At 70.8% G+C, this 22,268-nt stretch carries 15 protein-coding genes and 1 pseudogene; 5 read left to right on the top strand and 11 right to left on the bottom strand.

From position 1 onward, the window contains the following. Positions 1-79: 79 nt before the first annotated feature. Positions 80-1,291, bottom strand: a complete 1,212-nt coding sequence (locus ABZ078_RS32250; RefSeq protein WP_356581155.1) for an acetate kinase — start codon at positions 1,289-1,291, stop codon at positions 80-82. Beyond that, positions 1,288-3,390 carry a phosphate acetyltransferase gene (gene pta / locus ABZ078_RS32245; protein WP_356581153.1) on the bottom strand — a complete coding sequence of 701 codons (2,103 nt, stop codon included), beginning with the start codon at positions 3,388-3,390 and terminating at the stop codon, positions 1,288-1,290. Before pta ends, ABZ078_RS32250 begins: the two co-directional genes overlap by 4 nt. A 333-nt stretch (positions 3,391-3,723) precedes the next feature. Here pta and ABZ078_RS32240 point away from each other — a divergent pair, with 333 nt between their 5' ends. After that, positions 3,724-4,749, top strand: a complete 1,026-nt coding sequence (locus tag ABZ078_RS32240; protein WP_356581151.1) for an ATP-dependent 6-phosphofructokinase — start codon at positions 3,724-3,726, stop codon at positions 4,747-4,749. Here the strand turns inward: ABZ078_RS32240 and ABZ078_RS32235 are convergent. The 6 genes and pseudogenes from ABZ078_RS32235 to ABZ078_RS32210 form a co-directional block, all read right to left on the bottom strand. Next, positions 4,746-5,369, bottom strand: coding sequence for an XRE family transcriptional regulator (locus tag ABZ078_RS32235; protein WP_356581231.1), 624 nt, complete (start codon positions 5,367-5,369; stop codon positions 4,746-4,748). The genes ABZ078_RS32240 and ABZ078_RS32235 overlap by 4 nt on opposite strands. A gap of 552 nt (positions 5,370-5,921) precedes the next feature. Beyond that, complete coding sequence (locus tag ABZ078_RS32230) at positions 5,922-6,761, bottom strand: carbohydrate ABC transporter permease (RefSeq protein ID WP_356581149.1); 840 nt, start codon at positions 6,759-6,761, stop codon at positions 5,922-5,924. Positions 6,762-6,765: 4 nt separating this feature from the next. After that, positions 6,766-7,719 carry a sugar ABC transporter permease gene (locus ABZ078_RS32225; protein WP_356581147.1) on the bottom strand — a complete coding sequence of 318 codons (954 nt, stop codon included), beginning with the start codon at positions 7,717-7,719 and terminating at the stop codon, positions 6,766-6,768. 79 nt (positions 7,720-7,798) lie between these two features. Next, positions 7,799-9,190 carry an extracellular solute-binding protein gene (locus ABZ078_RS32220; protein WP_356581145.1) on the bottom strand — a complete coding sequence of 464 codons (1,392 nt, stop codon included), beginning with the start codon at positions 9,188-9,190 and terminating at the stop codon, positions 7,799-7,801. Positions 9,191-9,380: 190 nt separating this feature from the next. Then, on the bottom strand, positions 9,381-10,082 hold the full coding sequence (locus ABZ078_RS32215; protein WP_356581143.1) for a response regulator: 702 nt from the start codon (positions 10,080-10,082) through the stop codon (positions 9,381-9,383). A gap of 650 nt (positions 10,083-10,732) precedes the next feature. Next, a pseudogene (locus ABZ078_RS32210) lies at positions 10,733-12,337 on the bottom strand (sensor histidine kinase); the annotation flags it as partial. 182 nt (positions 12,338-12,519) lie between these two features. On the opposite strand from ABZ078_RS32210, the gene ABZ078_RS32205 reads away from it, so the two are divergent. From ABZ078_RS32205 to ABZ078_RS32190, 4 genes are all read left to right on the top strand, one after another. Continuing rightward, positions 12,520-13,938, top strand: coding sequence for a cation:dicarboxylase symporter family transporter (locus ABZ078_RS32205; RefSeq protein WP_356581229.1), 1,419 nt, complete (start codon positions 12,520-12,522; stop codon positions 13,936-13,938). A 331-nt stretch (positions 13,939-14,269) separates the two neighbouring features. Further along, positions 14,270-14,656, top strand: coding sequence for a MerR family transcriptional regulator (locus ABZ078_RS32200; RefSeq protein WP_356581141.1), 387 nt, complete (start codon positions 14,270-14,272; stop codon positions 14,654-14,656). After that, positions 14,653-14,985, top strand: a complete 333-nt coding sequence (gene trxA / locus ABZ078_RS32195) for a thioredoxin (protein WP_356581139.1) — start codon at positions 14,653-14,655, stop codon at positions 14,983-14,985. Before ABZ078_RS32200 ends, trxA begins: the two co-directional genes overlap by 4 nt. A 169-nt stretch (positions 14,986-15,154) precedes the next feature. Then, entirely contained in the window at positions 15,155-17,386 is a 2,232-nt protein-coding gene (locus ABZ078_RS32190; RefSeq protein ID WP_356581227.1) for a UvrD-helicase domain-containing protein, read from the top strand. Between the two features lie 76 nt (positions 17,387-17,462). On the opposite strand, the gene glgB is transcribed toward ABZ078_RS32190, so the two are convergent. The 3 genes from glgB to ABZ078_RS32175 all read right to left on the bottom strand — a co-directional run. Next, positions 17,463-20,201, bottom strand: coding sequence for a 1,4-alpha-glucan branching enzyme (gene glgB / locus ABZ078_RS32185; RefSeq protein WP_356581137.1), 2,739 nt, complete (start codon positions 20,199-20,201; stop codon positions 17,463-17,465). Then, entirely contained in the window at positions 20,198-21,667 is a 1,470-nt protein-coding gene (locus tag ABZ078_RS32180) for a maltokinase (protein ID WP_356581135.1), read from the bottom strand. Before ABZ078_RS32180 ends, glgB begins: the two co-directional genes overlap by 4 nt. Positions 21,668-21,752: 85 nt before the next feature. Then, the coding region (locus ABZ078_RS32175) for an alpha-glucosidase C-terminal domain-containing protein (RefSeq protein WP_356581133.1) at positions 21,753-22,268 on the bottom strand (516 nt) is incomplete at its 5' end.

The raw sequence follows: 22,268 nt of genomic DNA, 5'->3' as shown, positions 1-22,268 counted from the left end.
TCCTATCGGTTTGTTTCGCTACGGAATATTCCGTCTGGCGGAAGAGACAAATGAGCCGCGCTTTGCTCAGCCGTGTTACTCAGGCGTTCTCTTCGACCAGTGCGTAGGTCTGCGTCGCGATCTCCAGTTCTTCATCCGTGGGCACCACGGCGACCGCCACCCGCGCGCCCGCGGGTGAGATCAGCCGCGGCTCGTCGGCGCGTACGGCGTTCAGTTCGGCGTCGACCACGAGGCCCAGCTGTTCCAGGCCCGCCAGGGCGGCCTCCCGTACGGGCGCCGCGTTCTCGCCGACCCCGGCCGTGAACGCGACCGCGTCCACCGTGCCGAGCACGGCGTAATAGGCGCCGATGTACTTCTTCAGCCGATGAATGTAGATGTCGAAGGCCAATTGGGCCCGCTCGTCACCTTCGTCGATCCGTCGGCGGATCTCCCGCATGTCGTTGTCGCCGCACAGGCCGATCAATCCGCTCTTCTTGTTGAGAAGAGTGTCGATTTCGTCGATGGACATTCCTCCAACACGCGCCAAATGGAAGATGACGGCCGGATCCATGTCACCGGATCGCGTACCCATCACGAGCCCCTCCAAAGGCGTCAGCCCCATGGAGGTGTCCACGCACCGACCGCCCCGCACGGCGGACGCGGACGCGCCGTTGCCCAGGTGCAGCACGATGACGTTCACGTCCTGCGGCGCCTTGTCCAGCAGCTTCGCGGTGGCCCGGGAGACGTACGCGTGCGAGGTGCCGTGGAAGCCGTAGCGGCGGATGCGGTGCCGGTCGGCGGTCTCCACGTCGATGGCGTAGCGGGCGGCCGACTCCGGCATCGTCGTGTGGAACGCGGTGTCGAAGACGGCGACCTGCGGCAGGTCCGGGCGCAGCGCCTGGGCCGTGCGGATGCCGGTGAGGTTGGCCGGGTTGTGCAGCGGGGCCACCGGGATCAGCCGCTCGATCTCGGCGAGGACGGCGTCGTCGACGACGGTCGGCTCGGTGAAGTGCTTGCCGCCGTGCACCACCCGGTGACCGATCGCGGCCAGCTCGGGCGAGTCGAGCCCGAGGCCGTCCCTGGTGAGCTCCGCCGACACGGCCTTCAGGGCGGCCTCGTGGTCGGCGATCGCCCCGGTCCACTCACGGGTCTCGTCCCCGCTCGCGAGCGGCGTGTGCTTGAGCCGGGAGGTCTCCTCGCCGATGCGCTCGACGAGCCCCACGGCCAGCCGGCTGCTGTCCCGCATGTCGAGGAGCTGGTACTTCACCGACGAGGAGCCGGAGTTGAGGACGAGGACGCGGGACGGGCTCACTGGGCGGTTGCCTTCTCGTTCGGGGACAGGGCGGGGGACTGGGCCTGGATCGCCGTGATGGCGACGGTGTTGACGATGTCCTGGACGAGGGCGCCCCGGGACAGGTCGTTGACCGGCTTGCGCAGGCCCTGCAGCACCGGGCCGACGGCGATCGCGCCGGCCGAGCGCTGCACGGCCTTGTAGGTGTTGTTCCCGGTGTTGAGGTCCGGGAAGATCAGAACCGTCGCCTGCCCGGCGACGTCCGACTCCGGCAGCTTGGTCGCGGCGACGGACGGCTCCACGGCGGCGTCGTACTGGATGGGCCCCTCGATCTTCAGATCCGGCCGCCGCACGCGCACCAGCTCGGTCGCCTCCCGCACCTTGTCGACGTCGGCGCCCGAACCGGACGTGCCCGTCGAGTACGACAGCATCGCGATCCGGGGCTCCACCCCGAACTGCGCGGCGGTCGCCGCCGACTGGATGGCGATGTCGGCGAGCTGCTCGGCGTTCGGGTCGGGGTTCACGGCGCAGTCGCCGTAGACGAGGACCCTGTCGGTGAGGCACATGAAGAAGACGGACGACACGATGGAGGCGTCCGGCTTGGTCTTGATGATCTCGAAGCCGGGCCGGATGGTCGCGGCGGTGGAGTGGACGGAGCCGGACACCATGCCGTCGGCGAGCCCCTCCTGCACCATCAGCGTGCCGAAGTAGTTCACGTCGGAGACGACGTCGTACGCCAGCTCCACCGTGACCCCCTTGTGGGCGCGCAGCTTCGCGTACTTCTCGGCGAAGGAGTCGCGCAGCTCGCTGGTCGCCGGGTCGATCAACTCACAGTCGCCCAGGTCGATACCGAGGTCGGCCGCCTGCTTGCGGATCCGGTCGACCGGGCCGAGCAGCGTGAGGTCGCAGACGTTGCGGCGCAGCAGCACCTCGGTGGCGTGCAGGACGCGGGGCTCGGTCCCCTCGGGCAGCACGATGCGGCGCATGTTCGAGCGGGCCCGCTCCAGGAGCTTGTGCTCGAACATCATCGGCGTGATCCGGTCCGAGCTCGGCGCGGAGACCCGGTTCAGCAGGTCGCCGGTGTCGACGTACCGTTCGAACAGGCCGAGGGCGGTCTCCGCCTTGCGCGGGGTGGCCGCGTTCAACTTCCCCTCCAGGGAGAAGAGTTGCTCGGCGGTGGGGAAGCTGTAGCCCGGCACCGAGAGCACCGGCGTGCCCGGCGCGAGACGGGCGGCGAGGGTGAGGATCTCGTCGCCGGGGCGCTCGTCCAGGGTGAGCAGCACACCGGCGATCGGCGGGGTGCCGGCGCTGTGCGCGGCCAGTGCGCCGACGACCAGGTCGGCGCGGTCGCCCGGGGTGACGACCAGGCAGCCCGGGGTCAGGGCGGTGAGGAAGTTCGGCAGCATGGCACCGCCGAAGACGAAGCCCAGGGCGTCGCGCGCGAGCCCCGAGTCGTCGCCGAGCAGGACCTCGGCGTCGAGGGACTGGGCGATCTGCGCGACGGTCGGCGAGGACAGGGCGGGCTCGTCGGGGACGACGTAGCAGGGCACGGGCAGCCGCGACCGGAGCGCCTCGGCCATCTCGTCCCGGTCCTCCCGGGCGACCCGGTTGGCGACCATGGCGAGCACGTCGCAGCCCAGCCCCTCGTACGCCCGGTAGGCGTTGCGGGTCTCGGCCAGCACGGACTCGGCCGTCTGCTTGCGGCCGCCCACGACCGGTATCACGGAGGCGCCGAACTCGTTGGCGAGCCGGGCGTTGAGGGACAGCTCGTCCGGGAGTTGGGTGTCGGCGTAGTCGGTGCCGAGGACGAGGACGACGTCGTAGTCACGGGCGACGAGGAGGAACCGGTCGACCAGGGTGGACACCAGCTCGTCGGTCCCGCGCTCGGCCTGGAGGGCGGACGCCTCGTGGTAGTCCATGCCGTAGACCGTGGCCGGGTCCTGGGACAGGCGGTAGCGGGCGCGCAGCAGCTCGAACAGGCGGTCGGGGGAGTGGTGCACCAGCGGCCGGAACACCCCCACCCGGTCGACCTGCCGGGTCAGCAGCTCCATGACCCCCAGTTCGACGATCTGGCGGCCGTCGCCGCGGTCGATGCCGGTCACGTACACGCTGCGCGTCACGCGTGCTCTCCGTTTCGTCTGTCAGCTTCGTCCGTCTGTCAGCTTCGTCTGTCAGCGGCTTGGCGGAATCTTTGGAGTGGTCCGATCCGATTCCAGGGTCGCGAAATCACCCACAGTGGTGAGCGAAACCCTCTTGACAATACCCTTTCCGATGGATAAGGCGCCCGTCAGGGCCAAGGGTCGGACAGGGGTGGCGTGAGCCCTCACACGGCCGCAATCACGGGCCGAACAGGGCAGACGGGGGCGAAGCATACGGAAGCGACATCGCCTCTCGGGACGTGAAACAATCGGATTGGCTCACCGGTATCAACAGCGAGCAGGAGACACAGCGCGATGCGTATCGGAGTTCTCACCGCAGGCGGCGACTGCCCCGGCCTGAACGCCGTGATCCGGTCGGTCGTGCACCGGGCGGTCGACAACTACGACGACGAGGTCATCGGCTTCGAGGACGGTTACTCGGGCCTGCTGGACGGCCGCTACCGTGCCCTCGACCTGGACAGCGTGAGCGGCATCCTGGCCCGCGGCGGCACCATCCTCGGCTCCTCCCGGCTGGAGCGCGACCGCCTGCGCGAGGCCTGCGACCGGGCCGGCGACATGGTCGAGGACTTCGGCATCGACGCGCTGATCCCGATCGGCGGCGAGGGCACCCTGACGGCGGCGCGCATGCTGTCCGACGCGGGCCTGCCGGTGGTGGGCGTCCCGAAGACGATCGACAACGACATCTCGTCGACGGACCGTACGTTCGGCTTCGACACCGCGGTCGGTGTCGCCACGGAGGCCATGGACCGCCTGAAGACGACGGCCGAGTCCCACCAGCGCGTGATGGTGGTGGAGGTCATGGGCCGCCACGCGGGCTGGATCGCGCTGGAGTCCGGCATGGCGGCGGGCGCCCACGGAATCTGCCTCCCGGAGCGCCCGTTCGACCCCGCCGACCTTGTGAAGATGGTCGAGGAGCGCTTCGCGCGCGGCAAGAAGTTCGCGGTGATCTGCGTCGCCGAGGGTGCCCACCCCGCCGACGGCACCATGGACTACGGCAAGGGCGAGATCGACCAGTACGGCCACGAACGCTTCCGGGGCATCGGCACTGCACTGGCGTTCGAGCTGGAGCGCCGCCTCGGCAAGGAGGCCAAGCCGGTCATCCTCGGCCACGTCCAGCGCGGCGGCGTGCCGACGGCGTACGACCGCGTCCTCGCCACCCGCTTCGGCTGGCACGCGGTGGAGGCCGCGCACCGGGGCGAGTTCGGCAAGATGACCGCGCTGCGGGGGACCGACGTGGTGACGGTGCCGCTGGCGGAGGCGGTCACCGAGCTGAAGACGGTGCCGAAGGACCGGATGGACGAGGCGGAGTCGGTCTTCTAGCCGGTGCCGTGCCGGACCCTGCTCCAGAAGAGTTCCACGATCCCGTCGAGGAAGTCCCGCCCGGCCTCGCCGGCGTCGCTGGTGCCGCCGCCCCAGCTCAGGGTGGCGGTCATCTGCCCCTGGTAGTCCTGGTGCAGCCCCTGCAGGGCGTCCTCCAGGATGCGCCGGTCCAGGGGCACCATCTTGCCGACCGGGCGTACGTACGCCTGCCAGCGCGTCGTCACGGCACTGCGCAACAGCTCGGCGAGCTTCCCGTCCCGGCCCGTGACGGTGATGAAGTCCGGGGTCGACAGGCCGAGCATCTCGGCGAGGGCGGCGGACTGGCGGTCGTTGCCGCGCCAGTCGTCGTTCTCCTCCATCCGCAGGTACGCCGCCAGGTCGTGTCCGACGACACGGGCCACGTCCTCGGGCGCCAGGCCGCGGGCGATGCGGTGCTCACGCAGGGTCCTGGGCTTGCCGAGGAGCTCGCTGGGCGAGCACCACAGCACGCCGGCGAGAGCGGTGAGCTCGCCGCTGGTCGGCGAGGCGACCTCGCGTTCCCACGCGATGACCAGGTCTTGGGTGACGTAGGGCAGTCCGTACGAGGCCCGCATGCCGTAGGCGACATGCTCGGGCCCCATGTTGAGCGCGGCGCGCAGTCTGCGGGCGGCGGACGCGTTGAAGGGTGGCGTGGGCGGGATCCGGTGACCGGACCGGCCGGAGCGGTGGGGCGGGTTCGGTTGGGCAGGGGGTCGGCGCACGGGCCACACCGTAGGCCGAGCGGCATGGGGTGACTACGGTCTGTTCGGCCAGGATCACGGATTGTAGGAAGCTACGGCTACTCGCCGGTTCACCAGCGGGGGAGACCGTCCAAGGTGATCGGCGGGATGGGCGCGAGACCGGCGCCGGGCGGCGGGAGACGGCCCCGGCGGGTGGTGACGGTCGGTGAAGGGCAAGGTCACTGAGCATATTCGCGAGATCGCCCCATTCCGGTCCCGTCATGGCTCGTGAGGGCGGACTCCGAACGGCTGTCGCAGTGGTCGCCCGTATTGCCGGTCGTCGAAGACGGGTACGGCCTCGTCCACGCGCCGACCGGCCCTGTGCGGGCGGGCGGGGTGCGGCTCGATCCCGACGTTCCGCCCTCGCCGGAGCGGATGCGGCCGCCGGAGCCGGCACCGCGGCGGACGAGACCCTCACCCCTTGACCGCCCCGCCCAACGCGAACCCCCCGCCCAGCCGCCGAGCCACCAGCACGTACAGCAGGATCACCGGCGTCGAGTAGATGATCGAGAACGCCGCCAGCTGCCCGTACACCACCGTCCCCCGGTTCCCGAAGAACTCGTTGATGCTCACGGCCGCCGGCATCTGATCCGGTGTCAGCAGCAGCATGAACGGGACGAAGAAGTTCCCCCACATCATGACGAACGAGAACACCGTCACCACCGCCACCCCCGGCCCCATCAGCGGCAGCACGATCCGCGCCAGTGACTGGAGCGACGACGCCCCGTCCGTCCAGGCCGCCTCCTCCAGCTCCTTCGGCACCCCGTCCATGAAGTTCTTCATCAGCCAGATCGCGAACGGCAGTTGGGAGGCGGCGAAGAAGAAGATCGTGCCCTGCATGGTGTCGATCAGGTTCACCCGCACGAACAGCGCGTACACCGGCACCATGATCGCCGTGATCGGCAGGCACGTCGCGAAGAGGATCGTGAGGAGGAACGGGCGGTTGAAGCGCGACCGGAACCGCGACAGCGGATACGCGGCCAGCGCCGCGCACACCACCGTCAGAGCCGTCCCGCCGCCGCACAGCAGGAGGCTGTTGAGCAGCGGCGTGAAGGTGATCTCCGGGGTCAGGACCGCGTCGAAGTTGTCCAGGGTCACGCCCTCGGGGAGCTTCACCTGGAGGTTCGCGTTCGTGTCCAGCGAGGACAGGATCACCCACGCCAGCGGCAGCACGAACGCGGCGGCCACCGCCAGCAGACCCGCGTCCGCGGCCAGGCGGTGCGTGGTCCTGCGGGACGAGAGCGTCCGGGGCATGGCGTCAGACCTCCGTTCGCAGGAGCCGTAGGTACACCACCGAGAACAGCGAGCCCACCACCAGGAGCAGCAGGGCGACCGCCGTGCCGTAGCCGATCATGCTCTTCTGGAACGCCTCCTCGTACATGAACAGTGGCAGCGTCTGGCTCCGGCCGCCCGGGCCGCCTCGCGTCATCACCCAGATCAGGCCGAAGACGGACAGGGTCTGGAGGGTGATCAGCATGAGGTTGGTGCCGATGGAACGGCGGATCATCGGGAGCGTGATGTGCCACATACGGCGCCAGCCGCCCGCGCCGTCGACCTGGGCCGCCTCCGTGATCTCCTTCGGGATCTCGTTCAGGGCCGCCGAGTAGACCAGCATCGAGAACGCCGTGCCCCGCCACACGTTCGCGAAGGACACCGCCAGGATCGGGAGGGTGAACAGCCAGTTCTGGGTGGGCAGGTGCAGCCAGTCCAGGAGGGCGTTCAGGGTGCCCTCGCGGCGGAAGAAGGCGTAGAGGAGGAAGCCGGCGACGACCTCCGGCAGGACCCACGCCGTGATGACGATGCCGCCCACCAGCGTGCGTACGGTCCTCGACGCGCGCTGCATCATCGCGGCCAGGGCCAGGCCCAGGGTGTTCTGGCCGACCAGGGCCGAGATGACGGTGAAGACGAGGGTGAGCCAGACCGCGTTGCGGAACGCCTCGTCGGCGAAGGCCGTACGGAAGTTGTCGAAGCCGACGAACGACTCCTCGGCCTGTCCGGTCAATTGGAGGTCGGTGAAGGCGATGGAGGCGCAGTACGCGATCGGACCGGCGAGGAAGAGGAGCAGCAGGACCAGGGCGGGGGAGACGGGGAGGGCCCGGACGAGGGTGCGGTGCAGGGGGGTGCGCGGGCGGGGTGCGGGGCGCGAAGTGGGCGGTCCCGAGGGGGATTCGACAGGTGCCGGGTCCGCCGCGTGCGGTGCTTCGGCGGTCATGGGCGGTCCTCGCCGCCGTTCACCGCGCTCGTCGCTTCTCGACGCGCTTCTCGATGTGTCTGGCGATGCGCTTCCCGGCTCACTTCTCGATCACCTGGTCGTCCGTCGCCGTTCTCAGCTCCTCGTCGTAGCCCTTGGCGGCCTCCTCGACCGACATGTCACCCGTCGTCACGCCCTCCATCGCCTCCTGGATCGCGGTGGAGACCTTCGGGTACGCCGGGTAGGCGGGGCGGTAGTGGGTGCTCGCGACGAGGTCCGTGAAGAACCTGATGCCGGGCTGGGCCTCGATGTACGCGGGGTCGGCGGCCACGTCCTCGCGGACCGCGATGCCGGAGTTGGCGATGTACCACTTCTGGGCGTTCGCCTTCGTCTGCATCGTCTTGATGAACTCGAAGGCCAGGTCGGGGTTGGCCGCCTTGGCCGGGATCGACCAGGTCCAGCCGCCGGACATGCTCACCTTGCCGGGGGCCTGGCCGTTCTGGGTGGGCATGGCGGCGAGGCCCAGCTCCTTCGACCACTCGGGCCACGCGTGGCCGCTGCCCGGCAGCCAGTCCTGCGGGAGCCAGGAGCCGTCGAGGGCGATGGCGAGCTTGCCCTGCGGCAGCCACTCGCCGCGGACGCGGGTCATGACGTTGGGGTCGAGGGCGTCGGAGACGTCCGGGCCGAGTTTCTCCTGGTAGACGGTCTCCACGAAGGTCAGGGCGTCCTTGAAGCCCTGACCGCCGGCGATCCACTTCTTGCTGCTCTTGTCGTACAGGGGGTCGGAGGTGCCGTCGTTCGTGCCGTACAGCAGCATCTCGAAGGTCTGCATGGTGGCGGCCTCGCCGACGGGCTTGCCCGTGTAGACGTTCAGGGGGATGACGCCGGGGACCTTCTCCTTGACGGCGCGGGCGGCGTCGAGGACGTCCTCCCAGGTCTTCGGCTGCCAGTCGGCCGGGAGGCCCGCTTTCTTGAGGATGCCCTTGTTGAACCACAGGCCGCGCGTGTCGGTGCCGTCCGGGACGCCGTACGTCTTGCCGTCCTCGCCCTTGGCCGCGGTCTTCGCCGTGTCGATGAACCGCCCCCAGTCCTTCCACTCGGCGAGATACGGGTCGAGGGGCTTCAAGTACCCGCTGGTGATGTCCGAGTTGATGAGGAAGGTGTCCTCGTAGACGATGTCGGGGGCGGTCTTGGGGGAGCGGAGCATCTGCTGGAGCTTGGTGTAGTACTCCGAGTCCGGGGCCTTGATGGGGACGAACTCGACCTTCTTGCCGGGGTTCGCCTTCTCGAACTGCCTCTTGATGTCCGCGAGGTAGGTGTCCATCACCTTGATGGAGTTGTCCGTGGACTGCTTGAAGGAGACCTTGACGGTGTCCGGGTCGCTGCCGGAGCCGCTGCCGCAGGCGGTGAGGGTGCCTGCGGCGGTGAGGGCGGTGAGGGCGGCGAGAAGAACGGTCGGGTGGAGCCGGGATGCGGTGGGGCGCACGGGCATGACCTCCTGCGGGCGCACTTCGTCGTGGCGCGGGGACGGCTGCCTGGTGAACGTAGGTTGAGTGGTCTAGTCAGGTCAATGCGTCTGCGGAGGATTGGGCCGGTCAGGTCAATGCGCCCGCGCGGGAGCGGGCTTCGGCGGTTGAAGGTACGCCCCGTCAGGCCGAGGTGGCCCGCGGCCACCGGCCTTGCTACCGGCCCGCCCCCGCTCCCGGAACCCACCGGTACACCAGCTCCGGCCTGCCCACCTGCCCGTAGACCGGCTTGCGCTCAGCCCGCCCCGCCTCCACCAGGTGCTCCAGATAGCGCCGAGCCGTGATCCGGGAAATCCCCACCGCCTCGGCGACCCCGGCCGCCGTGAGCCCCTCCTCGGCCTCCCGCACGGCCCCGGTCACCCGCTCCAGCGTCGGTGCGCTGAGCCCTTTCGGCAGCGCCGCGGGTCCCGGCGCGCGCAACGCGGCGAGCGCCCGGTCCACCTCGTCCTGCCCGCTCGCCTCTCCCACCGCCGCGTGGAACTCGGCGTACCGCACCAGCCGGTCGCGGAGCGTCGCGAAGGTGAACGGCTTCAGCACGTACTGCACGACCCCCAGCGACACGCCCTCCCGCACCACGGCCAGGTCCCGCGCCGACGTCACCGCTATCACGTCCGCGTGATGCCCGGCCGCCCGCAACGACCGCGCGAGCTGGAGGCCGTGCACGTCGGGCAGATGCAGATCGAGCAGCAGCAGATCCACCGGCGTCCGCTCCAGCGCGCGCCGCGCCTCCGCGCCCGTGTGCGCCTTGCCGACCGCGACGAACCCGGGCACCCGTCCCACGTACATCACGTGCGCGTCGGCCGCGACCGGGTCGTCCTCCACGACCAGGACACGAATCGCCTGCTCGGCCGCCGTCATACGTCACCTCTCGAAACCACCGCACCCTCGGAACCCCCCGAGGACCCGGTCCGTCGCGAACCCTTGCCCTCGGACAACGGCTCGCCTTCAGGCAAGGGCCCGCCTGCCGGCGAGCACGCGGCACCCTCCCCAGCCGACGGCCCTTCACGCACAGGGCCCTCGCCAACAGCACCGTCCCCATCAGGGCACTCACGGAGGGCGCCGTCCCTCACTGCGCTGTCCCGCCGTGTGTCGTCGCTCGCAGGGCTCTCGCCCGCTGGGCCGCGCTGCTCGGCGCCGTCGTGCAGCGTGCGGTCGCGTGCGGGCCCCTCGCTCACTGTGCCGTCCCCATCAGGGCCGTCGCGGAGGGCGCCGTCCCTCATTGCGCCGTCCCGCAGTGTGTCGTCGCTCGCAGGGCTCTCGCCCGCCGGCCCGCACCGCTCGGCGCCGTCGTGCACCGTGCCGTCGCGTACAGGCCCCTCGCTCACCGTGCCGTCCCCATCAGGGCTCTCACGGAGGGCGCCGTCCCTCACAGGGCCGTCCCCATCAGCGCCGTCCCTCACAGCGCCCTCATGCACAGCGCCCTCACTCACCGCGCCGTCCCGCCCACGCCCCTCGCCCACCGCGTCGTACCCCTCCGTGCCCCCGCCCTCGGCACCGTCGCCTCCGCCCCCCTCGCCCAGCGGCAACCGCGCCTCGAACTCCGCCCCGCCGCCGGCGGCCCGCGCCACCGACAGGGCCCCGTCGTGCCGGTGCACCGCCTGCCGTACCAGTGCCAGGCCCAGCCCGCGTCCGCCCGGGCCCGCCGGCTTCGTGGTGAAGCCGCGCTCGAAGACCGCGTCCGCGTGAGCGGGATCCACGCCGGCCCCCGTGTCCGAGACCCGCAGCACCAGCTCCGCACCCTCCGTGTACACCGTCACCGTCACCCTCGCCCGCACGCTCCCCTGCGCCGCGTCCACCGCGTTGTCGATCAGGTTGCCGAGGATCGTCACCAGGTCACGGGCCGGCAGCGACGGCGGGAGCAGTCGGTCGTCCAGCCGGCTGTCCTCCGACACGACGAGCTCCACACCCCGCTCATTGGCCTGGGCCGTCTTCCCCAGCAGCAGCGCCGCCAGCACCGGCTCGCTGACCGCCGCGACGACCTGGTCCATCAGGGCCTGCGCCAGCTCCAGCTCGGCTGTCGCGAACTCCACCGCCTCCTCGGCCCGGTCGAGCTCGATCAGCGAGACCACCGTGTGCAGGCGGTTCGCCGCCTCGTGCGCCTGGGACCGCAGCGCCTGGGTGAAACCCCGCTCCGAGTCCAACTCGCCCATCAGGGACTGGAGTTCGGTCACGTCCCGCAGTGTCGCCACCGTGCCGCGCCGCTCCCCGCCCGAGACCGGCGAGGTGTTCACCACCAGCACCCGTTCCGCCGCCAGATGCACCTCGTCGACCCTGGGCTCGGACGCCAGCAGGGCCCCCGTCAGCGGCGCGGGCAGGCCGAGCTCCGCCACCGACCGCCCCACCACATCGCCGGGCACCCCTAGAAGCTCGCGCCCGCCATCGTTGATCAACGCCACCCGGTACTGCCCGTCCAGCATCAGCAGCCCCTCACGCACCGCGTGCAACGCGGCCTGGTGGTAGTCGTGCATCCGGCTCAGCTCGGCCGCGTTCATGCCGTGGGTGTGCCGGCGCAGCCGGGCGTTGATGACGTACGTGCCGACCGCACCCAGCGCCAGCGCGCCCGCCGCCACCCCGAGCAGGGCCGTCAGCTGGTCCTGCACCCGCTTGCTGATCTCCTCGACCCGGATGCCCGCGCTGACCAGCCCGACGATGTCCTTCGGGGCCCTCCCGCCGTCGTAGACCGGCACGACCGCGCGGACGGACGGGCCGAGCGTGCCGGTGTACGTCTCGGTGAAGGGCTCCCCGCGCAGGGCGCGCTCCGTGTGCCCGCGGAAGTGCTGGCCGATCTGCTTCGGGTCGGGGTGCGTCCAGCGGATGCCCTCCGGGTTCATGATCGTGACGAAGTCGACCTTGGCGTCCCGCTGGACGCGGAGCGCGTACGGCTGGAGCTCGGCCGTCGGGTCGGACGTACGGATCGCCTCCCGCACGGACGGGGCGTCGGCGATCGACTGGGCCACCGCCATGGCCTGCCGGCCCGCGGAGTCCTCGGCCTGGCCGCGGTCACTGACGTAGGTGAACATCGCGTACCCGGCGACGAGCACCGCTATCAGCACCGCCTGCATGGCAAAGAGCTGCCCGGCCAGGCTGCGGGGTCTCGGGACGGGGATGCGCATGTCGTCAGTCTGCCTCCCTGGCCGATTGTGAACTAAATGAACGGAAGGGTGACCGCCCTCACACGGCAGGAGATAGTCACCGCATCGCTGAATACGACCCCCGTCCCCTGGGCGTCGTCCCCGCCCGGGGCGCGGCACCCGCTCAGCGAACCCCCACCCCGGACGTGAGCCGCACGCCGGTGATGCCGACGAAGACGTCAAGGAGGGCAGCCGTGGCCGCCGCCAGTTCCCCCGATACGGCACCTGCCGCACCCGTCGCGAAGCGGGACCGCACGCACTACCTCTACATCGCGGTGATCATCGCGGTCGCCCTCGGTATCGCCGTGGGTCTGGCCGCGCCCGACTTCGCGGTCGGGCTGAAGCCCATCGGAACGGGCTTCGTGAACCTGATCAAGATGATGATCTCGCCGATCATCTTCTGCACGATCGTGCTGGGCATCGGCTCGGTACGCAAGGCCACGAAGGTCGGCGCCGTCGGCGGTATCGCGCTCGGCTACTTCCTGGTGATGTCGCTGGTCGCGCTCGGTATCGGGCTCGTCGTCGGCAACATCCTGGAGCCGGGCACCGGGCTCGCCGTGACGGACGCCGTCAAGGAGGCCGGTCACGCGCAGGTCGACGCGGAGGCCAAGGACACGACCGAGTTCCTGCTCGGCATCATCCCGACCACGATCGTCTCCGCCTTCACCTCGGAATCGGTCCTGCAGACCCTGCTCATCGCCCTGCTCGCCGGCTTCGCGCTCCAGGCCATGGGCTCGGCCGGTGACCCGATCCTGCGCGGTGTGGAGCACATCCAGCGCCTCGTCTTCCGCATCCTCGCCATGGTGATGTGGGCCGCCCCGATCGGTGCCTTCGGCGCCATCGCCGCCGTCACCGGTTCCGCCGGTGTGGACGCCCTCAAGAGCCTCGCCGTGCTGATGCTCGGCTTCTACGTCACCTGCTTCCTCTTCGTCTTCCTCGTGCTCGGCGCGCTGCTGCGGATCGTCGCCGGCCTGAACATCTTCACGTTCTTCAAGTACCTGGGCCGTGAGTTCCTGCTGATCCTGTCGACCTCCTCCTCCGAGTCCGCGCTGCCGCGCCTCATCGCGAAGATGGAGCACCTCGGCGTCAGCAAGCCGGTGGTCGGCATCACCGTCCCGACCGGCTACTCCTTCAACCTCGACGGCACCATGATCTACATGACCATGGCGTCCCTGTTCATCGCCGACGCCATGGGTACGCCGATGTCGGTGGGCGAGCAGATCCCGCTGCTGCTGTTCCTGCTGGTCGCCTCGAAGGGCGCGGCCGGTGTGACGGGCGCGGGCCTGGCCACCCTCGCGGGCGGCCTCCAGTCGCACAAGCCCGCCCTGGTGGACGGCATCGGCCTCATCGTCGGCATCGACCGCTTCATGAGCGAGGCCCGCGCCCTGACGAACTTCGCGGGTAACGCCGTGGCCACGGTCCTGATCGGCACGTGGACGAAGGAGATCGACAGGGAGAAGGTCGACCAGGTGCTCGCCGGCCGGCTCCCGTTCGACGAGAAGACCCTCCTGGACGACCACGGCCACGGCGCCCCCGCCGAGGTGCCGGAACAGGGCGGCGAGAAGGAACTCGCCAAGGCCTGACCTTCCGGCCCGGTCCCCGCTCCGGGTGTCCGGCCCCGCCTGAACCGGGGCCGGGCGCCCGGCCCTCACGCTCCGGGCGGCTGAGTTGCTCCCCCGTCGCTCAGCCGCCCGGTCGGCGGCTTCCGGACAGGAGATCTCCGGTCCCCGCCTCAGGCGCACGGCAACCGCCGTGCGCCTGACGGCGTTCCGGAGGCCGCACCGCAGGCAGGTCGGCAAGCGCTCCGTGCCCGGACGCGTCAGCTCGCACCACCACGTCGATCGTCCTTGCCTCCCCGGTGGAGCGCGCACCGCTGTTGCCTTGACGTCGGCGTCAAGGACTACGTTCGTACGCATGCGAATCGGCGAGCTGGCCGCACGGGCCGGGACCACGACGCGGACGCTGCGGTACTACGAGTCGCGGGGGCTGCTGCCCGCGCGGCGCAACGACAACGGGTATCGGACGTACGACGAGAGCGACCTGAAGCTGCTCCGCCAGATCCGGACGCTCCAGGACTTCGGGTTCGACCTGGAGGAGACCCGGCCGTTCGTGGAGTGTCTGCGCGCCGGGCACCCGGAGGGCGACTCCTGCCCGGCGTCGCTCGCCGTCTACCGGCGCAAGCTGGACGAACTCGACGGGCTGATCGGGGAGTTGCAGGCCGTGCGGGCGAAGATCGGCCTGCGGCTGGCGATGGCCGAGGGCGAACCACCGTTGTGTGAACTGGGAGGGCAGGAGCTGTGATCAAGGCGGCGGGCGTGGCCGAGGTGACGGACGCGGACTTCGAGGCGGAGGTGATCGGGTCGGAACTGCCGGTCCTGGTGCAGTTCACGGCCGAGTGGTGCGGGCCGTGCCGGCAACTCGCGCCGGTGCTGGGCAGCATCGCCGCCGAGGAGGGGGAGCGGCTGCGGATCGTCCAACTGGACGTGGACCGGAACCCGAACACCACCATCGCGTACGGCGTGCTGTCGACGCCCACGCTGATGGTGTTCCAGGGCGGTGAGCCCGTGAAGTCGATGGTGGGGGCACGGCCCAAGCGCAGGCTCCTGGAGGAGCTCGCCGACGTGCTGTAATCCATGGCTGGCAACCCGGTCCCGCAACGAGAAATCCCCCGAGCAATTGCGCTCGGGGGATTTTCTTGCGTATATTCAATGGTTCGCGACTTCATGGGCATTGAGTCGCAATCAAGTTCAGTGAGCACACTATATCGGCGCGGGAGTGGAATTGTCAAACAGCGATGAAATTCGTGGTGAGCAGGAATTCATCGACGCCATGTACGCGCGCGTGGACGCCCTGCGCGGCGACACCGAGGCCGGTGTCACGGACGCGCTCGCCCAGGGCGACACGCCCATGCAGGCCCGGCTGGAGCGCGACATCCTCGTCGCCGAGCGCTCCGGGCTGCTCGCCGCGCTGAACGCCGTGGACGGTTCGCTCTGCTTCGGCCGGATCGACCTGTCCTCGGGTGTCCGCCACCACATCGGCCGTATCGGCCTGCGCACCGACGACGCCGAGCGCACGCCCGTCCTGATCGACTGGCGGGCCGACGTCGCCCGCCCCTTCTACCTGGCCACCGGCCACACCCCGATGGGCATCAGGCGCAGGCGGCACATCACCACCAGCGGCCGGACGGTCACCGCCCTGCACGACGAGATCCTCGACCTCGGCGACGCGACCCGGACCGGCCACGAGGACCCGACCGGCGACGCCGTCCTGCTCGCCGCGCTCAACTCCGCGCGCACCGGCCGGATGAGCGACATCGTGCAGACCATCCAGGCCGAGCAGGACGAGATCATCCGGGCGCCGCATCGTGGGGTCCTCGTCGTCGAGGGCGGCCCCGGCACCGGCAAGACGGCCGTCGCCCTGCACCGCGCCGCCTACCTCCTGTACGAGCACCGCGAACTGCTCGCCAAGCGGGCGGTCCTGATCGTCGGCCCCAACCCCGCCTTCCTCGGCTACATCGGCGAGGTGCTGCCCTCCCTGGGCGAGACCGGCGTGCTGCTGGCCACGGTCGGCGAGCTGTTCCCCGGCGTCCGGGCGACGGCGACCGACACCCGCGAGGCGGCCGCGGTGAAGGGCCGCGCCGGCATGGCGGACGTCCTCGCCCAGGTCGTACGGGACCGGCAGGCGCTGCCCGACCCGGTGATCGCGATCGAGCACGACCGCGAGGTCCTGATGCTCGACGACGACCTGGTACGGGTGGCCCGCGAGCGCACGCGCGCCGCGAAGCTGCCGCACAACGTCGCGCGCGAGTACTTCGAGGGCCACATCCTCAACACGCTCACCGAGCTGTACGCCGAACGCGTCGGCACCGACCCCTACGACGGCACGAGTCTGCTGGACGCCAGTGACATCACCCAGATCCGCGACGAACTCGCCGAGAACCCGGAGGTCTGGGCCGCGATCGACCAGTTGTGGCCGCGCCTGACGCCCCAGCGGCTGGTCGCGGACTTCCTCGCCGACCCCGCGGCCCACCTCCCGGACGAGGACGCGGCCGCCATCCACCGTCCGGTCACGCGGGCGTGGACCGTGGCGGACGTGCCGCTGCTCGACGAGGCCGCCGAACTGCTCGGCGAGGACGACCGGTCCGCGCGGGCGCGGGCCGAACGCGAGCGGGAGACGCAGGTCGCCTACGCGCAGGGCGTGCTGGACGTGTCGTACGCGTCCCGGACGTACGAGTTCGACGACAAGGGCGAGGAGGACTCCGAGGTCCTCGGCGCGCACGACATCATCGACGCCGAGCGCTTCGCCGAACGGCAGGAGGAGGACGACCACCGCAGCGCCGCCGAGCGCGCGGCGGCCGACCGGACCTGGGCGTTCGGGCACATCATCGTCGACGAGGCGCAGGAACTGTCACCGATGGCCTGGCGGCTGCTGATGCGGCGCAGCCCGACCCGCTCGATGACGCTGGTCGGCGACCCGGCGCAGACGGCGGAGGCGGCGGGCGTCGGCTCGTGGGCGAAGATCCTGGAGCCGTACGTCGAGGACCGCTGGGAGCACACCCGCCTCGGCGTGAACTACCGCACACCGGCCGAGATCATGGACCTGGCGGCGGCCGTCGTACGCGCCGAGAACCCCGGCTTCGAACCGCCGAGCTCGGTCCGCTCGACGGGCGTACGGCCGTGGATCCGGGCCACCGACGACCTGCCCGGCGCCGTCGCCGAGGCGGTCGAGGAGCTGACCCCTGCCGAGGGACGCCTCGCGGTCATCGCGCCGCGCCATCTGCACCGCAGGCTGGCCGCACGGCTGGACGGGGTGACGGCGGGCGCCGAGCCCGACCTGACGCGGTCCGTCGTCCTCCTCGACCCCCGCCAGTCGAAGGGGCTGGAATTCGACTCGGTGCTGGTGGTGGAGCCGGGGCTGTACGGCACCAGCGACCTGTACGTGGCGCTGACGCGGGCCACGCAGAGGCTGGGTGTGCTGCACACCGGTTCGCTGCCGCCGGGCCTGGCCGAGGGCCTGCCGGCGTCGGCTTGACCGTGCCTGGGGCCCGCGGCCCCCAGAAACGCCGGACGGGCTGGTAGGTCAGCCCGTCCGGCGTTCGAGCGGCGCACTACGCCGGACGCAGCCACACCGTTGCCAGCGGCGGCAACGTCAGCCGGATGCTCGCCGGGCGGCCGTGCCATGGCTGGCCCTCCGGCTTGACCGGGTCGGGGTTGGTGACGTTACTGCCGCCGTACTTCGCCGCGTCCGTGTTCACCGTCTCGTGCCACGCCGGTACGTCCTCCGGCACCCCGAGCCGGTACTCGTGCCGCACCACCGGCGACAGGTTCGACACCGCCAGCAGCGGAGCGCCCTCGGCGTCGAAGCGCAGGAACGCGAAGACGTTGTCGTCGGCCGCGTCCCCGACCACCCACTGGAAACCGGACGCGTCGGTGTCCCGCTGCCAGAGGGCAGGCGTGTGCCGGTAGACCGTGTTCAGGTCGCGGACCAGGTCCCGCACCCCCCGGTGGTCGGACTCCGCTCCGTACGCCGGGTCCAGCAGCCACCAGTCCGGTCCGTGCGCCTCCGACCACTCGGCGCCCTGCGCGAACTCCTGGCCCATGAACAGCAGTTGCTTGCCCGGATGCGCCCACATGAAGCCCAGGTACGCGCGGTGGTTGGCGCGCTGCTGCCACCAGTCGCCCGGCATCTTCGACACCAGGGAACGCTTGCCGTGCACGACCTCGTCGTGGGAGATCGGGAGCACGTAGTTCTCGCTGTAGGCGTACACCATCGAGAAGGTCATCTCGTTGTGGTGGTACTTGCGATGGATCGGCTCCTTGGCCATGTACTCCAGCGAGTCGTGCATCCAGCCCATGTTCCACTTCAGCCCGAAGCCCAGGCCCCCGAAGCCGCCCGGGCCGGCCACATGCGTCGGCCGTGTCACGCCGTCCCAGGCCGTGGACTCCTCCGCGATCGTCACGACCCCCGGCACGCGCCGGTACACCGTCGCGTTCATCTCCTGCAGGAACGCCACCGCGTCCAGGTTCTCCCGCCCGCCGTGCTCGTTGGGGACCCATTGGCCCGGCTCGCGCGAGTAGTCCAGGTAGAGCATGGAGGCGACCGCGTCCACACGCAGGCCGTCGATGTGGAACTCCTCGCACCAGTAGACGGCGTTGGCGACAAGGAAGTTGCGCACCTCGGGACGGCCGAAGTCGAACTCCAGCGTGCCCCAGTCGGGGTGCGCGGACCGCAGCGGATCCTCGTGCTCGTACAGCGGCCGCCCGTCGAACTCGGCCAGCGCCCAGTCGTCGCGCGGGAAGTGCGCCGGCACCCAGTCCATCAGGACGCCGATGCCGGCCTGGTGGAGGGAGTCGACCAGGTACTTGAAGTCGTCGGGCGTGCCGAGGCGGGCCGTGGGCGCGTAGAAGCCGGTGACCTGGTAACCCCAGGAGCCGCCGAAGGGGTGCTCGGCGACCGGCATCAGCTCGACGTGGGTGAAGCCCAGGTCCCTGACGTACGCGGGCAACTGCTCGGCGAGTTGGCGGTACGTCAGCCCCGGCCGCCAGGACGGCAGGTGCACCTCGTAGACCGAGAACGGCGCCTCGTGCGTCGGGATCTCCCCGCGTCGCGCCAGCCACTCGGCGTCCCCCCACTCGTGGTGCGAGGCGTGCACGATGGACGACGTGTCGGGCGGGGACTGCGTGCGGCGGGCCAGCGGGTCGGCGCGCAGCGTCTTCGAACCGTCCGGCCGGGTGATCTCGAACTTGTACAGCTCGCCCTCGCCGATGCCCGGCACGAACAGCTCCCAGACGCCGGCGCCGCCCAGCGAGCGCATCGGGAACCCCGTGCCGTCCCAGTAGTTGAAGGTGCCGGCCAGGGACACGCCGCGCGCGTTCGGCGCCCACACCGTGAAGCGGGTCCCGGTCACGCCCTGGTGCGTCATCGGCTCGGCGCCGAGCGCCCGCCACAGCTGCTCGTGCCGGCCCTCGCCGATCAGATGCAGGTCGAGTTCACCCAGCGCGGGCAGGAAACGGTACGCGTCCTCGGTGTCCTGGACCGAACCCTCGTACGCCACGAGGAGCCGATAGCCCTCCGGCACGTCCCGCAGCGGCAACAGGCCCGAGAAGAACCCGTCCCCGTCGTCGTGCAGTTCCGCCCGCAGGGTCCCGGCGACGACCGTCACCGCCAGGGCGTACGGCCGGAAGGCCCGGAAGGCGACACCGCCGGGCACCGGATGCGCGCCGAGGACGGAGTGCGGGTCGTGGTGCGTGCCGCTGAGGAGACGGTCCCGGTCGTAGGCGTCGAGGGCGGCGGAGACGGCCACGGGCGCCTTCGCCGGCGGGGCGGAGCGCGGTGCGGCGACCTGCTCGGCGGCGCCCTTGTCCGCCGCCGGCTTCCGGGCGGGCGCCTTCTGTGCCGGGATCTTCTTGGCGGTGGCTTTCTGCGCGGGGATCTTCTTCGCGGCGGCCTTGCTCGCGGGGGCGCCCTTCGCCGCCGTGCTCTTGTCTGCCGTGCCCTTCGCGACGGCCTTCTTGGCGGCTGCCTTCTTCGCCGTGGCCTTCTCGGCGGTGGTCTTCTTCGCGGCCGTCTTCTTGGCGGCCGTCTTTTTGGCAGGGGCCTTCTTGGCGGCCGTCTTCTTGGCGGCGGTCGTCTTCTGTGCGGCGGTCTTCGTCGCCGCCTTCTTCGTCGTCCCCTTCTTCACGGCCTCCGCGGCCTTCTCGGCGGCCTTCGTCGTCGCCTTCTTCGCGGCGCTCGCCTTTTTCGCGACGCTCGTCTTCTCGGCCTTCTCCTCGGTCGTCTCCACGGCCGGCGTCTCGGCCGTCAGCTTCGGATCCGAACCGCTGGAGGGAGTGGTGCGGGGAGTCACGGGCGGGGCCTCCTAGGCGAGGGTGGGAATGCGGGTGCGGGAGCTGGTGCGGGTGTGGAAGTGGTGGGGGACGGGGTGCCGTCGTCCGTGGCGAGGCGGCGTATCGCGGACAGCGGTACCGGGAGCCAGTCGGGGCGGTGGCGGGCCTCGTAGACGACCTCGTAGATCGCCTTGTCGGTCTCGTACGCGCGCAGCAGCACCGGATCGGTCCGCGGATCGACGCCGCTGACCTGCGCGTACCCGGAGCAGTACGCGGCCCGGCACGACTCCTCCCAGCCCGGCACCGGCGGGTCGGCCGAGTGGGCGGCGTAGTCGAAGGAGCGCAGCATCCCGGCGACGTCCCGCACCGGCGGCTGCGGCATCCGCCGCTCGGCCAGCGGCTTGGACGGCTCGCCCTCGAAGTCGATCAGCCACCACTGCCCGGCGGGCGAGCGCAGGCACTGCCCGAGGTGCAGGTCGCCGTGGATGCGCTGAGCGGTCCAGGTGCACCCCTCGGCGGCCAGGTCGGCCAGCGCCTCGAAGGCGGAGCGCAGCCCGGGCGCGTACGGCCTGAGCGCGGGCACCGCCTGCGCGGCCGCGTCCAGCCGCTCGACCATGCCGTCGACGAGCTGCTGCACCTGCGCGTGCCCCAGCGTCGCCGTCGGCAGCGTCCGGGCCAGGGCCGTGTGCACCTCGGCGGTCGCGCGCCCGAGCGCCCGCGCCGCGGCGGCGAAGTCCTCACCCTTGGCCAGCTCGCGCAGCGCCAGCTCCCAGCCGTCGGTAGCGCCCTGCACGAACGGCTGGAGGACTCCCAGCACGTACGGCTCGCCGGCCAGCTCGGCCCGGATCCACGCCGTCGGCGCGGGCACCCGGTCACAGCCCTCGCGGGCCAGCGCCAGCGGCAGTTCCAGGTCGGGATTGACGCCGGGCACGACGCGGCGCAACAGCTTCAGGATGAACGTATCGCCGTAGACGACCGACGAGTTCGACTGCTCGGAGGTGACCAGGCGCGGCACCAGACCGGACCGGATCTCCTGGCTCCCGTCCCGTTCGAACCGCAGCCCGCCGATCCGGGCCCCGGTGCGCAGCGCCTCAAGGAGCAGCTCGGTGGGGCGGGGGTCGTACAGGGCGTCGTACACCGTGCGTCCGGTGAGCGGGCCCTCGGTCACATGTCCGATCAGCGCGGGCGCCAGCCGCGGCGGCAGCGCCTCGCGCTCGCCTATGAGGAGCTGGTAGCAGTCCGCGGGCTGCTCGGCGGCGCCCGGCACGGGCGCGAGTGGCTGATGGGCGCGCACCAGCAGGTGGTACAGGCCCAGCTTGCCGCCGGGCGGCAGCAGCTCGGTGGCCGCCACCAGGGAGAACCCGGTGACCGGGCGTCCCTTGCCCGCGAACCAGCGTTGCCGCGGCAGCCATTCCCGCAGCAGTGGGTCCAGCGACGGAAGGAGACCGGGAGAGGTCGTAAAGGTGCGGGTGACGGCTTCCGACATGGCGTCGCGTCCTTTCCCCGGGCTGGTCGGGGGGTTACTGATGCGTGCCCCGGGCGGGGCGGGGGAAACCGCCCCGCCCGGGGTCTCAGGCGGCTTCCTTGCGCAGCCGGAACCAGTAGAAGCCGTGTCCGCCCAACGTCAGCAGGTACGGCAACTCACCAATGGCCGGGAATCGCACCCCGCCGAACAGCTCGACCGGATGCCGCCCGGTGAACCGCCGCAGATCCAGTTCCGTCGGCTGCGCGAAACGGGAGAAGTTGTTCACGCAGAGGACGAGATCGTCCTCGTATTCACGCAGGAAGGCGATCACGGCCGGATTCGACGACTGGAGTTCCGTGTAGGAGCCGAGTCCGAAGGCGGGGTTCTGCTTGCGGATCTCGATCATGCGGCGGGTCCAGTGCAGCAGCGAGGACGGCGAGGACATCGACGCCTCGACGTTCGTCACCTGGTAGCCGTAGACCGGGTCCATGATCGTGGGAAGGAACAGCCGCCCGGGATCACTGGACGAGAACCCGGCGTTGCGGTCGGGGGTCCACTGCATGGGTGTGCGGACGGCGTCGCGGTCGCCGAGCCAGATGTTGTCGCCCATGCCGATCTCGTC

It is taken from the genome of Streptomyces sp. NPDC006385, assembly GCF_040612485.1.
Classification (GTDB): Bacteria; Actinomycetota; Actinomycetes; order Streptomycetales; family Streptomycetaceae; genus Streptomyces.
The sequence above is the reverse complement of the archived record's forward strand: the minus strand, read 5'-3'. Positions and strand labels throughout refer to the sequence as shown.

Bases quoted from the DNA above. Each gene is read 5' to 3' on its own strand.
- ABZ078_RS32240 (WP_356581151.1), top strand. From the start codon at position 3,724: ATGCGTATCGGAGTTCTCACCGCAGGCGGCGACTGCCCCGGCCTGAAC.
- ABZ078_RS32235 (WP_356581231.1), bottom strand. From the start codon at position 5,369: ATGGGGCCCGAGCATGTCGCCTACGGCATGCGGGCCTCGTACGGACTG.
- ABZ078_RS32230 (WP_356581149.1), bottom strand. From the start codon at position 6,761: ATGCCCCGGACGCTCTCGTCCCGCAGGACCACGCACCGCCTGGCCGCG.
- ABZ078_RS32225 (WP_356581147.1), bottom strand. From the start codon at position 7,719: ATGACCGCCGAAGCACCGCACGCGGCGGACCCGGCACCTGTCGAATCC.
- ABZ078_RS32220 (WP_356581145.1), bottom strand. From the start codon at position 9,190: ATGCCCGTGCGCCCCACCGCATCCCGGCTCCACCCGACCGTTCTTCTC.
- ABZ078_RS32215 (WP_356581143.1), bottom strand. From the start codon at position 10,082: ATGACGGCGGCCGAGCAGGCGATTCGTGTCCTGGTCGTGGAGGACGAC.
- ABZ078_RS32205 (WP_356581229.1), top strand. From the start codon at position 12,520: ATGCCGACGAAGACGTCAAGGAGGGCAGCCGTGGCCGCCGCCAGTTCC.
- ABZ078_RS32200 (WP_356581141.1), top strand. From the start codon at position 14,270: ATGCGAATCGGCGAGCTGGCCGCACGGGCCGGGACCACGACGCGGACG.
- ABZ078_RS32180 (WP_356581135.1), bottom strand. From the start codon at position 21,667: ATGTCGGAAGCCGTCACCCGCACCTTTACGACCTCTCCCGGTCTCCTT.